Source organism: Bartonella sp. AC70YNML (genome assembly GCF_042196545.1).
Taxonomy (GTDB): Bacteria; Pseudomonadota; Alphaproteobacteria; order Rhizobiales; family Rhizobiaceae; genus Bartonella.
The window spans coordinates 1-16,840 of sequence record NZ_JBHIQK010000017.1 but is presented as its reverse complement, the minus strand read 5'-3'; the positions used below and the strand labels follow the sequence as shown (position 1 = coordinate 16,840).

The 16,840-nt window shown below is 37.2% G+C and carries 11 protein-coding genes, 1 tRNA gene and 2 pseudogenes; 4 read left to right on the top strand and 10 right to left on the bottom strand.

The genetic code is table 11. From position 1 onward, the window contains the following. Nucleotides 1-276: 276 nt before the first annotated feature. The 6 genes from ACFIMU_RS08195 to ACFIMU_RS08170 form a co-directional block, all read right to left on the bottom strand. A complete protein-coding gene (locus tag ACFIMU_RS08195) occupies nt 277-522 on the bottom strand; it encodes a DUF4170 domain-containing protein (RefSeq protein WP_375607340.1) in 246 nt (81 codons plus the stop codon). 45 nt (nt 523-567) lie between these two features. Next, nucleotides 568-1,371, bottom strand: coding sequence for a 3'(2'),5'-bisphosphate nucleotidase CysQ (locus ACFIMU_RS08190; protein WP_375607339.1), 804 nt, complete (start codon nt 1,369-1,371; stop codon nt 568-570). After that, on the bottom strand, nt 1,358-2,689 hold the full coding sequence (locus tag ACFIMU_RS08185) for a TldD/PmbA family protein (RefSeq protein WP_375607338.1): 1,332 nt from the start codon (nt 2,687-2,689) through the stop codon (nt 1,358-1,360). The genes ACFIMU_RS08190 and ACFIMU_RS08185 overlap by 14 nt, the downstream gene beginning before the upstream one ends. 1,112 nt (nt 2,690-3,801) lie before the next feature. Next, the gene (locus ACFIMU_RS08180) at nt 3,802-4,251 is read right to left on the bottom strand and encodes a hypothetical protein (protein WP_375614746.1); all 450 of its coding nucleotides are present in this window, start codon (nt 4,249-4,251) and stop codon (nt 3,802-3,804) included. Between the two features lie 544 nt (nt 4,252-4,795). Then, nucleotides 4,796-5,362 carry a 16S rRNA (guanine(966)-N(2))-methyltransferase RsmD gene (gene rsmD, locus ACFIMU_RS08175; RefSeq protein ID WP_375607336.1) on the bottom strand — a complete coding sequence of 189 codons (567 nt, stop codon included), beginning with the start codon at nt 5,360-5,362 and terminating at the stop codon, nt 4,796-4,798. Further along, the gene (locus tag ACFIMU_RS08170) at nt 5,343-6,743 is read right to left on the bottom strand and encodes a pseudouridine synthase (protein WP_375607335.1); all 1,401 of its coding nucleotides are present in this window, start codon (nt 6,741-6,743) and stop codon (nt 5,343-5,345) included. The genes rsmD and ACFIMU_RS08170 overlap by 20 nt, the downstream gene beginning before the upstream one ends. Nucleotides 6,744-7,012: 269 nt before the next feature. Between ACFIMU_RS08170 and ACFIMU_RS08165 the strand changes: the two genes are divergently transcribed. After that, entirely contained in the window at nt 7,013-7,459 is a 447-nt protein-coding gene (locus ACFIMU_RS08165) for a nucleoside deaminase (RefSeq protein ID WP_375607334.1), read from the top strand. Nucleotides 7,460-8,125: 666 nt separating this feature from the next. Here ACFIMU_RS08165 and ACFIMU_RS08160 read toward each other — a convergent pair. The 3 genes from ACFIMU_RS08160 to ACFIMU_RS08150 all read right to left on the bottom strand — a co-directional run bounded on the left by ACFIMU_RS08160 (nt 8,126) and on the right by ACFIMU_RS08150 (nt 13,759). Next, the gene (locus tag ACFIMU_RS08160) at nt 8,126-8,611 is read right to left on the bottom strand and encodes a hypothetical protein (RefSeq protein WP_375608058.1); all 486 of its coding nucleotides are present in this window, start codon (nt 8,609-8,611) and stop codon (nt 8,126-8,128) included. A gap of 178 nt (nt 8,612-8,789) precedes the next feature. Then, a complete protein-coding gene (gene ileS / locus ACFIMU_RS08155) occupies nt 8,790-11,705 on the bottom strand; it encodes an isoleucine--tRNA ligase (protein WP_375615341.1) in 2,916 nt (971 codons plus the stop codon). A gap of 248 nt (nt 11,706-11,953) precedes the next feature. Continuing rightward, entirely contained in the window at nt 11,954-13,759 is a 1,806-nt protein-coding gene (locus tag ACFIMU_RS08150; RefSeq protein WP_375697000.1) for an outer membrane beta-barrel protein, read from the bottom strand. 423 nt (nt 13,760-14,182) lie between these two features. Between ACFIMU_RS08150 and ACFIMU_RS08145 the strand changes: the two genes are divergently transcribed. The 3 genes and pseudogenes from ACFIMU_RS08145 (at nt 14,183) to ACFIMU_RS08135 (ending at nt 16,435) form a co-directional block, all read left to right on the top strand. Then, nucleotides 14,183-14,527, top strand: a complete 345-nt coding sequence (locus ACFIMU_RS08145; protein WP_375614744.1) for a hypothetical protein — start codon at nt 14,183-14,185, stop codon at nt 14,525-14,527. Between the two features lie 49 nt (nt 14,528-14,576). Continuing rightward, nucleotides 14,577-15,400, top strand: a pseudogene (locus ACFIMU_RS08140) (tyrosine-type recombinase/integrase); the annotation flags it as partial. Nucleotides 15,401-16,345: 945 nt separating this feature from the next. Then, nucleotides 16,346-16,435, top strand: a tRNA-Ser gene (locus ACFIMU_RS08135). A 115-nt stretch (nt 16,436-16,550) separates the two neighbouring features. Here the strand turns inward: ACFIMU_RS08135 and ACFIMU_RS08130 are convergent. Beyond that, nucleotides 16,551-16,763: pseudogene (locus ACFIMU_RS08130) on the bottom strand (XRE family transcriptional regulator); the annotation flags it as partial. Nucleotides 16,764-16,840 lie beyond the last annotated feature (77 nt).

Here is a 16,840-nt window from a genome sequence, read left to right as displayed (position 1 = left end):
TTCATGCTCACGCCCATCTTCTTCAGAGATCACATGTTTTTTGCCTGTGAATTTATGATGAAGACCAGGGGGACCACTTATTTGCCTTGCACGGACAACATTATGAAATGAGCTGAGAGCTTTGAAAGATATTTCCTTAAGAAAACATATAGGTTTTAAACAACATGAATATTCTTTGCTACGGCATCTTTTTTTACCCGAATAACAATGCCATGGAAGGGACGATCACAAAAGTATGAAGCAATCTACAGGCTATAATGACCAAATATTTAAGCTTTATTCTGCATTGCTTGATTCAGCATCAAGAAACTGATGCAAATCTACAATGTAATAACGTTGCAATGCATTATCTACACTGCTTTGTGCCTTTGCCTGCCATGCTTCTTGAGCGGATTGATAATCTGAAAAAATACCAACCACATCTAAATCATCAGGATTCTTAAATTGATTACTGTTAAGATTTTTTAATTCCCCACCAAATACAAGATGTAAATATTGTTTTTTTTCCTTTGTTTCAGTCATATGTGCCTCCATATCATTCAAATGATTTTAGCGCTTTTTATGTGATTAAACTAACTTTGCTTGACGAACAACATCTATCATATCCTGACAGCAATTATTTTTACCAGCAATTAAAAGCCCATATTGGTAAGGTTCAATTCCATAAGATAGTAAAGGAGTATCAAGTGATAAAAAACACCCTCCACACTCCTGCAAAATAAGATCAGCAGCGGCAATATCCCATTCATGACAATTTGGACGAACTAATACGATATCAATTTCATCTTGAGCAACAAGAACAATACGATAAGCAAGAGAAGGAAGATAATGGTAAAGACTGACTTGATTGAGAAAATCATCTGGTAATTTTTGTGCGAGCGATTTATCAAGTGAAATTTTATATTTTCGATGAACCTCAAAGGCTAAACGAGGAAGTTTTATTCCATTTAATGTTGCTCCTTCACCCGTTACAGCTGCATAAACATCCCCTTGAGCCGGACATTGTAAAACGCCCACAATAGGACGCCCATTCTCAATAATAGCAACAGAAATACACCAATAAGTACTGCCAGAAAGAAAACCACGTGTCCCATCAATAGGATCAACGACAAAGGAGCGCTTATAATCTTGTTGTTCTCGATTATCTTTTGTTTCTTCTGAAATCCATCCATAATTTGGACGTGCTCCAAGAAGCTTCTCTTTCAAGAAATGATCGACAGCAAAATCTGCCTCACTGACCGGGGAATTACCTTCTTTAATCCAGACATCCAACGTGCATCCAAAATACCGCATTGCTAAATCTCCTGCCTCTCGACAAACGTCACGCAAAAGATTTAAATCAGAAGAATGATGCATGTTATTTTCCTGCAAGTGTCATCCCTTCAATTAACAATGTTGGAGCTGCTGTACCATAACGCCGATCAATATCATTGGCAGGTGTTAAATGTGCTAACATATGAAGCAAATCAGAGCCTAGGGTTACTTCACTCACCGGATAAGCAATTTCACCATTTTCAATCCAAAAACCGGAAGCCCCACGACTATACTGACCAGTAATAAAATCAATGCCATGACCGAATAATTCGGTCACATAAAATCCATTTCGCAAATCTTTTATCATATCGCAAGGCGATACTAAACCCGGTTCAATAGCAAAATTTGTACTGGTCGGCTGCACTAATGATGCCGAACGCATACCGTGTCCATTTGTTTTAAGTCCCAATTCACGCGCTGTAGATGATGAAAGAAGCCAATTTTTTAAAATACCATTTTCAATAATATTGAGTGTTTTCCCCTCTACCCCTTCTCCATCAAAAGGATGAGAAGCATTTCCACGTAATCGCAAAGGTTGATCGGTTACATTAACATTAGGCTTCATCACTTCCTTGCCTAGGAAATTCTGTAAAAGACTCGTTTTTCGAGCCACAGAGGCTCCATTGACCATAGATGCGATATGCCCTGCAATTCCACGAGCCGTACGCGGATTAAAAATAACATCAACGCCCCCAGTCGCCGCACGAACTGCACCCAAACGTCGAACTGCACCAAGCCCTGCATTCTTTCCCACAGTTTCTGCTGCCTCTAAATCAGAAAAATGTAAGGCTGTTGTATAATCATAATCCCGCTCCATCTGTGTTCCTTCACCTGCAAGAGCACTACAAGAACGTGAAAAACAACTGGAACGATAGGCTCCACAAAAACCATCACTGGTCACAAGAATAAGTCCACTACGGCCATAAGCTGTTGCAGCGCCACCAGAATTGCTTACACCTTTAACATCAAGAGCTGCTGCCTCCGTTTTTAAAGCATCTTCTGTTAAAAAATGACTGCTGGGTATAAAATCATCAAAAAGATCAAGATCTTTAGGGTTCTTAACCAAACACTCTTTATCTGCCAAACCTTCAAATAAACTATCGGGAGAAGCTTTAGCCATTGCAATAGCACGTTCCGCAAGTTCTTGCGGATAAGATCCTAAATTAGCAGAAACACTTGCTACTTTTTTTCCAACAAAAACCCTTAGAGTAAAATCATTGCTCTCTGCAGATTCTGTCGATTCGACTTTCCCAAAACGAACAGATACACTGGTGGAATGTGCATGAACAATAACAGCATCAGCAGCGTCGGCCCCAGAACGCCTTGCTGCTTCAACCAATGAAACAGCTTTCTCAATCTGGTTCTTGTCAGTCATTATAGACTCCCTAAAATATTTTATTATTTACATTGATAAGCATTCTGACAAAAGATTATGCACATTTCATGCATTCTTTTTCTTTTAATGCATTAAATCATTTCCTTTTTCGCTTCTTTATGAAAAGATGCAATATGTCGTAAAATCTCTTTAGTTGCAAGATTGCTCATTGGACCTTATCATTTTAGAAGCCAAATCTCCACTGACAATCAAATCAACAGAACATTGACAATTAACAAAAGTCTTAGCAATAACACTTGAATTTAAGCTAAAATCCTCAAAAATTCGAAAAGCATAAAATGATCTAAATCACAGGTCTTCCTTCCTCTGGGTAGTAAAAAACCTACCTCATCTCTTTCCTATAGCATTCTTTAATTTCCAAGCAAGAATCAAGAAAATGCCTTATATTTGTATACACTTCTTTTCTTCTATAAACTCTCTCATAATGAGACGGCACTCTTGTAAATGAAACAAAACTTAAACAGAGTAAAAAATATTTCCTTCCATTATGGTTTCAACAAAATGAGCAGTCATAAACTTCTTTACCCTAATGGGCGTAATATCATAAAGAACTCATTTTTTATATTTAAAAGTAATCAAAGAAATTATATTGTAATCTTTCAATAAAATTAATATTTTGATTTATATTTATAATTTATTGTTTTGTAATTTGTATAAAAAAGCCTAATAGCATAAAATTCTCTTTGTTTCGAACCTATTCATGTTGAGTCAATCACAACTATTTGCGAGCATATCATGAATAAGGGGCATATGAATGAAAACTATTTAAGAAGAAAACAAAATGCCTCTTATGAAGGTTTTAAATGCAAAAGCTATCGCAACATTAGAAACCAGCAAATATCATGACGATATTGGCCTACATCATAAGAGAAACAATGAGCTTCTGAAACTTTCTCATTTTCAATGAATTTCATAAGATTTTTAGCGCAAAATTAATCCCGTAAGATGATTTGAATCGATTTCAACAGCTAACTAAAAAATGCTCCGTAGCTCATTGGTTTGCCGTATACTCATAACTGATTCCGTTCTAATAATAAGTTACAATTTCTGCACCTTTTTTAAGGTGTTAACTTCTTTATAAACGCACACCCTTACAAGATGGTTTTGTTTTCAGTAAGAGCACGCTTACTCATTTCAATCATTGCATCGCGAAGATGTAACTTAATTTTTGATCCAATAATCATTCCAAATAAAGGAGCAAGTAAGCCAGAAATAATTACAGTATGACGAATTTTGTTATTTGAAGAACCCGATTTTGTTGAACAAATATATTCATGATTAAAACTCATACGTGTAAAAGGAAGTTTAGCATAATCAGAAAAGCAAATATTTTTTATAACTTTATCAAGTGTAAAAGTTACTGTAGGTCCTTTTTTAGGTTTCATGCGTCCTATAGCGCCTTCTTTGAAAGGACCAGAAAGTTCTACCCACTCAAGTTCACTATCCCAGCAAGGCCATGATGCCACATCTTCCCATATAGCCCAAATTTTCTCAGCACTTGCTTCTGTACTAATTTCTTCACTATATATCCATTTAAACATGATAATCTCCCCTTTTTTATAAATTACTTATCTTTAGTGATAAAAAATAATATAAAAAAGTATCCTTAAAGCTGCACAACGATAAGATACTTAATACTCTAAGATCTACTTAATATGTAATGATTAAATCAACAAGCGATACTACTAAACTAAACACACAAATATTCAGGATAAATGAACAATATTTTCAATACTAAACAAAATATCTTTTTTAAGTTTAGACAATAACAAAAAATAAAAGTTACGCATCATTAAAATATAAATGCAGACTGCATAGCTTAAAGCTTTCAACTGCTGATGAAATGTAATGATTAAGGTATAGCAGAAAGAAATTAGACAAAAAAGATCATAACTATTATCGAGGATATATATATCCTATTGGAGAAAAAACATCCTTCTGTAGTAAAGCTAATAAAACTTCATCAATTCCTTTAACATTAGAATCTTTTATTTACTTTCTGCTTGACCTTTTAAAAACCATATAAAATGAAGAAAACTGTGAAAAAACATTTTTTTATCTTATCGGATAAAAACAAGAACTTTCTCAAGATGTAAGCAATCGTAATTTATAAAGACGTATTGCTGTCTCACCATAAAAACGCTCATCGTCTAGATAAAAAATATCTGGTAAATGAATAATCGTATCTTTCTTTTCTTCGAGCACGAAAAGTGTATCAGCTTTTGCCCAACCTCCTCGCAAAGCTTCTACAAAAGCACGTTCACCTAAACAACGGCTATAGGGAGGATCAGCGCAAATAACATCAAATGGAAGCATTGTTCCAATATTGCCAAGTTTGGTTGCATCACGACGCAAAATCCGTCCAATCCCTTGCAATTCAAAAGCTTCGATATTTTTTTGAAGTACTCCACGCCCCTCAACTGAATTTTCAACAAAAACAGCAGCCTTTGCTCCACGTGAAAGTGCTTCAATGCCTAAAGCCCCCGTACCAGCAAAAAGATCAAGAATGCGTTTATTGGTCCAAAATTGTTCTTCACGGCTAGAAAGAATATTAAAAAGGCTTTCACGTGTACGATCACTCGTTGGGCGAATCGACTGATTAACAGGCGAAAATAAAACACGACCAGCAAATTTACCGCCTATAATCCGCACGTGGACCTCCAAATCGCTTCGAAGTTTTTGCACCATCACTCTGTGATTTAGATTTTTTCATAGAACCACCAAATGTTTTTACTTTTTTCTTTCTCTCAAAAGAACGCTCATCATGACCACCTTTTATCATTTTCTCTTTATCCTTTAAAAAGCGATCTTTCTTACCAAAGGGATGCGTCTCGTCATAAGATATTTTGCCACGTTTTTGAACAAAACTTTCCCTCTTCTCTTTGTGTGACGAACTTTCTTTTAGTTTTTCCTTGCCTCGATGAAAGGACTTTCTACCATCCAAATCGCTCTTATAACCATGCGATTTCTCCTCACTATAGGAAGGCTTTCTACGTGCACTTTGCGGACGTGCACCAGGAGCCATCCAAACATTAGCACGGCGAGAACGCGGTAGAAAACGCTCTACTTTTCCTTCTTCACTTTTCTCCTTTTTTACATTTTCATGAGATTTTGTACTTAATCGTGCGCGACTATGTTCAACAGAACCATCTCTTGAGCGACGTCGTATCACCCTTTCACTTGAGAAAACCCAACCATCATTTGCAACAGAAAGATCTTTCTGGCTTTTCTTTTCTGCAACAACTGCAGAATTTGAAAATGGCTTAAGAATAGGAGCATCAAAATCTGCATTGGCTTGCATAATCAAACGCTCTCCCAACTGATCTCGTAACATCCGCCCTTTTAACTCTTGCACAGCTCCTTCTTCTAAATCAGAGAGATGAAATGGACCATAAGATACACGTATTAATCGATTAACTGATAATCCCAATGCCCCTAAAACATTCTTTATTTCACGATTTTTTCCTTCTCGCAAAGCAACAGAAAGCCATATATTCGACCCTTGTTCGCGTTCAATTGATGCTTCAATTGAACCATAAAAAATACCATTAATCGCAATACCATTTTTAAGGTTATCCAGCGCACTCTGTTTTACTCTTCCATGAGCACGGACGCGATATTTGCGGACCCACCCCGTTACAGGAAGTTCTAATACACGCGCTAAGCCACCATCATTGGTTAAAAGCAAAAGCCCTTCCGTGTTAATGTCAAGCCTTCCTACAGAAAGAACACGCGGCATTCCTTTTGGTAAATTACTAAATACTGTAGGTCTGCCTTCAGGATCACGGTTCGTGGTGACAAGACCTGCTGGCTTATGGTAAAGCCATAAACGCGTTCGTTCTATAGGAGGTAAAGGTTTGCCATCAACTTTAATAACATCAGAGCGGCTAACATTAAAAGCTGGCGTTTTCACGACTTTACCATTCACAGAAATACGACCTGAAACAATCATCATTTCTGCATCTCGACGCGAAGCAACACCAGCACGCGCTAATCTTTTAGCAATTCGTTCACTCTCATTATTTTCATTCATTTGCGTTTCAAACCAATCTTTGCAAGTATGTTCAGAAAATTATTCACATGCACCATACCGCTTATCCTGAAAAATGAAGTAGCATAATCATTTATCATTTTCTATCCTTTAACGACAATAATGTATCTGTTGACTTGCAAGTTTGTTTTAAACTCTTAAAAAAATAGAGGTATTCTTTTCATTATAAAAGCGTAATAAATTATTCATTCCATAGCATTCCTTATCGAGATAACCTTTAGATTTTCTATACCTTCAGTAGGAAGAATATTATGACTTTGACGCCCATGGAAATAGCCCTTTTAGAAGCGCAAGAAGCTGCAAAAAAAGATGAAGTTCCCGTAGGTGCTATCATTACACGTGGAAAAGCTATCATTGCACGCGCTGGTAACTTTATAAAATCTGCATATGACCCTACAGGACACGCAGAAATACGCGCAATCCGTATGGCTTGCAAAACATTGCAAAGCGAAAGGCTTCCTGATTGCGATCTTTATGTAACACTTGAACCTTGTGCTATGTGTGCTGCTGCCATTTCATTTGCACGCATACGACGTCTCTATTACGCAATAAATGATCCCAAAGGAGGTGCTATAGAAAATGGTCCACGTTTTTATCAGCAACCAACCTGTCATCACAAACCTGAGATTTATTCTGGTTTTAAAGAAAAAGAAGCAGCTCAATTACTTAAAGATTTTTTTGTACAAAAGCGATACTAAAAACAATTCTTCTTCCATAACTTTTACTCTTTAGAAACTATCCTATTTCTTAAAAAAGATTATTCATCCTTCTGATATAGCGAAAGCTATTTTGAAATATTTTTTCTCTCACACTCTTTTAATATTGAATATTATTTCTATAATACAACATATTGATTTATAAAAATAATTCATTGCTTTTTATATAAAATATTTTTATATAAACTATAAAGCTCAAAATATCGTGGAATATTCTCATTTCAAATGACGTTGAATCAATAAAATCTCTTTCTTGGCACTCATAAGTGAGGTTACTGTCTAGATAAAAAACGATTTAGAAAAGACTAAAAATGTCTTTTATGAAAGCTCTCAAATGCAAAAATTGTCACAACATTGGAGTCTGGAAAATAAAATGATGGTATAAGTTCTCTCCTTCATAAGAATAAAGCTGCTAATTTTCAATGGCTTTCACGTTATACTATCCACACAAACAACGTTGTGAAATGGACTTAAAAGATATTTCTGTTAAAAAAGTGACGCCGAACCACTCTCTCGATGCTATAGCCATATTGCTATTTCATGGAAATAACAACCAGCTTGCAGCAGCATTATAACGCTGCATGAACGAGAACTTGGTGTCATAAGTAATGAGAAGAATACTTCGCATACTTTTATTTTGTCTTTTTCTTATCGACCAATAGGTGCAATTTTTGCCGGTTGGCGATAACTTAAAGGTGGTTCAGTGAGATAGCGACGGTATTTTGAACTTCCAACTTGTGCTCTCTGACGACGTAAATATTCTTGTCGTTGCTTCGCACTCAACTGTGAAGGATTTTCTGAACCAGCGCCATTAACTAATGATCGCTTGTGAGGAAAAGGAGTACTTTCCCGATGCTGCTTCGATGCTGCTATTTTATTGACAGATTTATCTTGTTGTGGCACCGGTAAAAACCTGCGTGAACTAGGACTTGGTATTATAAGCTTTGGATGGGGTTTCATAACAATCTGGCTGCTGTTATTTGTTGGTGTTAATGAAGTGATATTAGCAACATCTTCAAAAAACTGTATCGAAACTGGTTTATTGGTACCATAGGTAGGCGCATTACATCCCGTTAAAACAAAGCATATACCTAAAATTCCTATTGGAAATATTTTTACTTCACATTTTCTCACTGCTTATCCCATTTCCTAAGTATATGGCTGATTAATATTCCCGTTATTTATGAGAGAACGGTCCATATACAAATTTCCCCCCCCTGCAGATAAAACAACGGAATTTTTTCGTACCACAAAAAACTATATTCATCAATACGAGAAATATACTTGCATTTCTTTCCTTTGATCTAAAACTTTAAATCTTGCCAAGAATCCGCAATTCCCGCAAAGCAGCTGCATCACGAGCAGATACATCCGGATAAGCTGGATCACTTCCAACATCTTGTGTATAACGCCATGATCGAGCACATTTTTTTCCCAACGCTTTCTTTGGATATACACTAACACCTTCAACATCATCCAAAGTAAACGCATCGGAAGGCATTGTATCCTGCGTAATTGTGAGTGCGCTGGTAATACAGATCTCCGCCATATCCACATTTTCTAATGCCTCTCGTAAAACCAGATTGGAAATAAAAACAATAGGCGCAGCTTCCAAAGAGGATCCAATACGCTTATTAGCACGTTCAAGTTCTAAAGCACCTGTCACAACTTTACGGACCTGCCGAATTTTTTTCCAACGCTCAGCCAAAGATTGGTTTTGCCATTCTTCTGGTACAGAGCGAAATTGTTCCAAATGCACTGATTGGCTTTCTGGGTAACGCTCTAACCAAGCTTCCTCCATAGTAAAAGGCAACATTGGAGCAAGCCATGTTACCATACGCTCAAAAACCTCACGGACAACCTGCAAGGAGGCCTTGCGTTTTTTTGATGAAGGCGCATCACAATAAAGAGAATCCTTTCGGATATCAAAATAAAATGCCGATAACTCAATGATTGAAAAATCCAATAATGCACGCATAATCTTTTTAAAATCAAATTCATCGTAAGCGCGATTAATCAACTGATCAAGTTCAAAAAGCCTATGCAATATAAATTTTTCAAGATCCGGCAGTGCACCATAAGATATTTCTTCTCCATCATCATGTGCTAAAGTTCCAAGCATCCAACGAATTGCATTGCGTAGTTTACGATATGAATCCACATTTGTCTGAAGAATTTTCTTGCCTAAACGCTGATCTTCCCAATAATCTGTTGTCATCACCCAAAGACGAAAAATATCAGCTCCAGATGTTTTAATGATCTCTTGCGGAACAACCGTATTGCCTAAAGATTTAGACATTTTCTTACCATTCTCATCCAAAGTAAAACCGTGTGTGATCACTGCCTTATAAGGAGAGCAAGCACGCGTACCACAGCTTTCCAAAAGAGAAGATTGGAACCATCCACGATGTTGATCAGAGCCTTCAAAATAAACATCTGCAGGCCATTTTAAATCAGCCCGATCTTCTAATACAAAGCTATGGCTTGCTCCAGAATCAAACCAAACATCCAAAATATCATGAACCTGCATCCAAGGCTCATGCGCACGGTCACCTAAAAAACGTTCACGTGCTCCTTCAGCAAACCATGCATCTGCCCCTTCTACTTCAAAAGCCCGTAAAATACGTTCGTTCACGCTTTCATCTTTCAAAACAACACCATCCTCATTCGCAAAAATACAAATAGGAACTCCCCAAGAACGCTGACGAGAAAGAACCCAATCAGGACGATCTTCTATCATAGAGGCTAGGCGGTTTTGCCCAGAAGGTGGTATAAAACGCGTTTTTGAAACAGCATCCAAAGCCCGACTGCGTAAAGTTGAACCATCCCCAAGATCTTTATCCATTGAAATAAACCATTGCGGCGTATTACGAAAAATAACGGGTTTTTTCGAACGCCAACTATGGGGATAGGAATGTTTCAAACGACCGCGTGCAAATAATCGATCTGCTTTAATTAAAGCGTTAATGACCCCTTTATTGGCATCACCCATTTTCCCATTATCATCAATAACACGTGCTGCTCCCCCTTCACGATCCGGTCCCAAACCCGGAACATCTTTCGTATAGAAACCCGCATCATCGACAGGAAATGGTATAGATGAATCAATCCCTGCTTGCTCCAATAGAGGCTTATAAGCATTCCAAATTTCAAAGTCCTCACGCCCATGACTTGGTGCTGTATGGACAAAACCTGTACCAGCATTCTCTGTCACATGCGACCCCTCAAGCAATACTATCTTATAATTATACCCTCCCGCCAAACCTTTGAGTGGATGAGAAAGAGCAAGAGCTTTCAATTCATCAGCAGAAATAACACGCAAACGCTTCAAAACAAGTTTGGCTTTTTCTGCACAACTCATCGCTAGAGCATCTGCAAAGAGAAGCTTTTCTCCCACTTGAGGACCAAAATCATTTTCAGCACTTTCAACTTCGTAAATACCATAAGAAATCTGCGAAGAATAACTCACTGCACGATTGCTTGGGATTGTCCACGGTGTTGTTGTCCAAATGACGACATAAGCACCATATAAATCATCAGAATTTGCTTCAAAAACAGGAAACTTAACCCAAATCACCTCTGATTCATGATCATGATATTCAATCTCAGCCTCTGCCAAAGCCGTACGCTCCACAACAGACCACATCACTGGCTTGGAACCACGATAAATCTGATCTGACATAGCAAATTTTATCAATTCACTAGCAATGCGTGCTTCTGCATGAAAAGCCATTGTAGTGTAAGGCGTGTTAAAATCTCCCACAACACCAAGGCGTTTAAATTCTTCGCTTTGAACGGTTACCCAATGTTGTGCAAATTCACGGCATTCTTGACGAAACTCATTCAGAGGTACCTCGTCCTTATTTTTTCCCTGTGCTCGATATTTTTCTTCAATTTTCCATTCAATTGGAAGCCCATGGCAATCCCAACCAGGAACATAATTTGCATTAAAACCGCGCATTTGGAATGAACGAACAACCACATCCTTTAGAACTTTGTTTAAAGCATGCCCGATATGAATATGACCATTTGCATAAGGTGGACCATCATGAAGAATATAAAATGGACGATCTTTTGCTTGTTGGCGCAATTGCGCATAAAGCCCTATATTTTCCCAATGCGCCATCAATTCAAGCTCTTTTTGTGGAAGACCTGCACGCATGGGAAAATTTGTCTGTGGGAGATAAAGAGTTTTTGAATAATCTATTGTTTCATTTTTCACAGTCATTGTGAAATATTCCTGTCCACTTTTACGAGTTTACTTTTGCATAACTTCCCTGAACCCTGCAACTCTGGTTTTTATCTATAGGGAAAGCCGAGCTTATCATTCGTATTAAGCAGCGATCAGGAAAATATATCATCACACTCTATGGGCTTTATCATGAAATTCACAAGAAAAGAAACCAAAAAGTGATCTTTAAAAAAATAAAGGCTCCACTAACAGTGGAGCCTCTTAGAAATTTACTCTTTAAAAAATTAGAATTTATAAGCTACACCAACACGGAAATCATTGGTTTTGTAGTTAACTTCAAGTTTTTCCTTTGCAAATTTCTTTTTACCAAAATCAGAGTAACGATATTCTGCACGTACAATCACATTATCCAGAAGCGAGAAATCAACACCACCACCAAGTGTGTAACCAATCATGGTTTTTGTTTCATCAGCTAAGTTCTTAGAAGAAACGACTCTTCCATCCTCATCCTTAACGGATATTGATACAGTGTCTTGGAATTGCCCATAAGCAATACCACCAGCGAGATAAGGCATAAAGCGATCAGCAGCAAAACCAATACGGACCCGTGTAGCACCACCCCAATTTTGCTTGAAAGTATGATTTAAAGTTTCAGCTTCATCCTCTTGACCAAGACCAAGTTCAGAAGCCATCTTTTTTATTTGTTCTATACCATATACACTGGAATTGTTCTTATCCACCGCTTGTGTACTTTGTGCACCGTGTCCAGCCATATTCTGTCCACCATGAGAACGAGAAGCATGTGGATTAGCACCAGAGCCATGCCCACCTGCATGAGATGCACCATGCGGATTAGCATTTCCGCTACCATGGGCGCCATGATGACCTCCCTGTTGAGCTCCGCTTGTTCCATTAGAAGCTTTTGTCTCTGAACCAGAAGATGGTCCTGATCTCGCGAGGACAAGTGATGAACTCGGTACTGTTCTTTCTACTGCTAATGGTTGTGATACAGATTGTACCGGTGTAGGTGCTTTTGCTGCTGGCTGTACTGCTGGTGTGGTTACAGTAGATTTTACTGGTGCAGGTTGTACTTGTGCAGGCACTACTGATACAGTATTTACAGGCGCATTAGCTCCATTTGCCCTTACGCTTGATAACTGACCTACTACAGCTGATCGCGATGCTGACTGCTCTGATGTTCCTGCGCCTGTTGTATGGGATATCGGTTTAAGTTCAGCTGACTGGGATCCACCTACCCCACCTAACGATGATGCCCCTCCTGTATCTGATCTTCCCAATGAAGACGATGCCGATTGCACTGGTTGGGAGGAGGTTGATTGTACTACTGTTAATGCAGCTGGCGTTTTTGATGGCTGTGCTGGAACTCCTGATGTTTTTTCCGACGTCTGTGTTTTTCCTGCTGTTGCACTAACATCGCTAGACGTTCTAGTTGTTACTGGTTGATTTGATTGTGCTTCTCCTGCTTGTGACGATTGACCTGCTGTTGAAGTCCCTACTGCTGCACCAGAAGGTGTTCCTGACGCAGGTTTTGCTGGTGCAGGTGTTCCTGCACCTGCAGATCCTCCTGAAGCGGCTTTTGGTGCTTGTGATTGTGTTCCTGCTTGGGGGGCTGAAGGGGTTGAATGTGTTTGTAGGTTTGCGGATCTGCGGGATCTTACGACTGCATTTTCTACTGTAGTGTTATCAGCCGCTCCTATAGTAATGGTCTTTGTGTGTTTTTTTCCAGATATCATTAAATCCGTATCGATGCCAAAAATAAAGTTATCACCGAGATCAATATTAGAACCTGCATAAAAACCACCTACAAAACCTGAAAGTTTAGGAGAGAACTCTTTATCTAGTGGTAAACTCTTTTCTTGACCAACAAGAGCCATATCAGCTTTGCTCGAAAAACCACCAGCTTGGACACCTAAATAAAGACCTGTCCATGAAAAAGTAGGCGCAACAATGGCAGAAGAAGAAGCAGTCGATGATGCTGGTTGATGAGGAATCATAACATCAGCAGCTAGTGCTGTAGACGCTGAAATTAAAGAAAAAATAGACGCTGTTATTAAACGTTTTGTATTCATAAAATCTCTCCAAATATCCAAAATGAAATGTATATAGAGCATCTTTTTTGAAATATCTGTAGCAAAAATGACACACTCACAAAAAAATAAAGAATTTTTGAAGATTATCAAAATACAACTCTCAAGAATAATTCTTGTGCAATAAACAAATTATATCAAATTTTTTTAAACAAAAAGCGCGTTGCAATCACCTGTTTTGAAGCCAATGTATGCATGTGTCATAGAGGACAACTCGCATTAGCTCTTACTCAATTGCCTGATTGGAAATATGAAATTAAACACATCTAAAAAATAAATTTGCATATTTTTAAAAAATGGGAGTGCCCATATGTCATCCAGCACACCCCTACTCATTCCTAACAACTTTTAAGTAATGCATGATTCAGGCTACGGGTGGATTGTGCCAAATCAAGGAAATAAATCATGGGGAGAAAAACTGATGAAACAATAGAGTTTGATGGATACATTACGCTTTACCGTATCCATGAATTGAGAGACTTTAGAGATAAAAAGGCAGGTAATCTTGACAGCTTTATAGAGGATGAAGACAGTTTAAGTCATGAAAACGATTGTTGGATTTATAATGATGCCAAGGCGTATTCCTTTACCAATATTTACGATAGCGCTAAGGTTTTTGATAACGCACAAGTTGCTTATAATGCACAGATTTTTGAAAACGAAAAAATTTATGATAATTCAGAAGCTTGTAACAAAACTATGACCGCCCAGAACGGCGTCCCTTCAACAAAAGACGACATTCCTTTCTAACACCAAAAAACTAACCTTTTAACACCAGCGTGATTCACGCCATGGTAAAATTATATGGTATGTGCGTATTGGTCGTGGTCAACGCATTAGAGTACGTGGAACCTATGGAACGCAAGAGTTTGTTGACAACTACCAAAGTGCGCTTGCTAAATTACAAGGGCTTATACTTCCAAAATCCAAAACCGGTAAACTTATTGAAAGGTTATTTGCATGGCTACTTAAACAGTATTTTAACAGTATCAATTGGCATAGCTTCTCTAAAGTCATAAAAAGAACTCATCCTGATGAAGGTGTGTGATTCTATAGGTATCATTTCATACCAAGCAATCGAAAAGAAACATATTATAGCCGGTGTTGAACATCGCAAATAAACACTTGGAATGGCTAGAGACTTTCTGAAAGGTCTAAACGGACTTTTTAAATGGGCCATTGAACAGGGTCTTTTTGAAAATAATCCAGCTTTAAGAATCAAAAGACCTCCTCTCAAAAACGAAGACGGATTTCCAGTCAAAACAGAAAAAAGTAAATTCCAAACAGATGTTTTTCTGCCAATTTTGTCTGAAATAGCCCAAACCCTTTAAATTGGTCCTATTGGAGAAGAAACATTCATTTGTGGTCAAGTTAATCAAAAACTCTCGAAAGAAAGCTTTGGCGATACATTTAGATAGACTTGTAATACTGTAGGCATTAAAAAATCAGCGCGCATGGTTTAAGAAAATTAGCAGCAACACGCGCTGCTAATTTCGGTGCAACAGTCTCGCAACTCAAAGCAGTTTTTGGCTAGACAGACGACACTATGGCATCTCTTTACACAAAGAGCGCAGACCGTAAAAACTTGCTCTTGAAGCCATAAAAAAGCTTCAAAAAGATGAGGAAAAGAGGACTATAAAACTCAATAGAATCAGGAACAACCTATTCTCTTATATTAGACATAAATATTTTATTTTACACATATTTGTGAATGAAACGGCTTTTAAAACCTTTTCTGTTAAAGTTTATGCTTTTTTCCTCTGCATAATTTAGCGTTTTTAAGTTCTATTCTTGAAAAACTATGCAATACTTTAACAAACTATTTATTGATCTAAGCGTTCAATAATCTTTTCTTCCATTCAAATTACCTTTTTGCTTATCCTAAAGAAAAAAGCATTATAAATATACCTAATTTTCAGTCATATCTGGAAAAGGTTTCAAACTGTCGATGCAAATCTTACACAACATTTTATTCAAATAGTGTAAATCAGCCCTTTCCTCCAAGATACCCTTTAGACGCATTAAATATCTGAATATTTTTATTTAAAAAATAAAAATCTTTTAAAGAGCTTTCTTATTGAATTGTACTTATTTAAACTCAATAAAAATTTTCCTTGAATATATATCCCATTCTTACAAATTTATCTCTCATAAACTGTCAAAGCAATAACATTTTCTTTTCGCAGATATGACCGATCTAAATAGAATAAATATCTGTAAAGGTAAAATAATTTAAAAATACACGACCGAAATTTAATATAATTTATCAAACATTTTCAACTGAACTTTTCTTATTATTACGAAAACGACCATTAGAACTTAAAAAATATTGCTTTGTGAAAAATTTTCAAACAGGAAAAAGAAATGATAAATATCATAATTACCTTTCATTTTTTCAGAAAAAACTATCATATTTAAAAATGAAACTCTTAGATAACACACTAAAAGAATTAACTTATGAAGAATTATTTTAATTGAAACTTAAATAGTTTTACAAAGAACGCTTTAAAATGCGTATTAAAATGATTGACCTTTTGCAAGAAATTTGTCAAAAAGCATATCTAGTTTGGAGGGGTGGCCGAGCGGTTTAAGGCACCGGTCTTGAAAACCGGCGTGCAGGAGACTGTACCGTGGGTTCGAATCCCACCCCCTCCGCCACAGCACTTTTATGGTGCTATAACTTTTTGATTTTATATGACTTTTTTAAAGGTTCGGGATAAATAAATAAAGGTTCGGGAATAGGATTTTTACACTTTCCTTTACAAAATGCATTCTTTTTGCCAGCTTTCTCTAATAATTTTTTTAATAGTTCTAAATCTTCTTGTGAAATAATGTTTATCAGTCTAGAAAACATACCAACAGTTTCACATCTGAAAGTATCAGAAGGCTTTATAATAAAACTTTTGCGACAAGAATCCGACTCTCTTCTCAAAATTTCTGCTACCTCTTGATCTAAAGCATAGAGTTCAATTATCTTTTCCTCCAATGTAGCTAGCCAGCAGGTTTTGTATATTTTGCCACTAGGTTTTGTACCAATTCATTTTTTTTCAAAGAGTTTTAAAG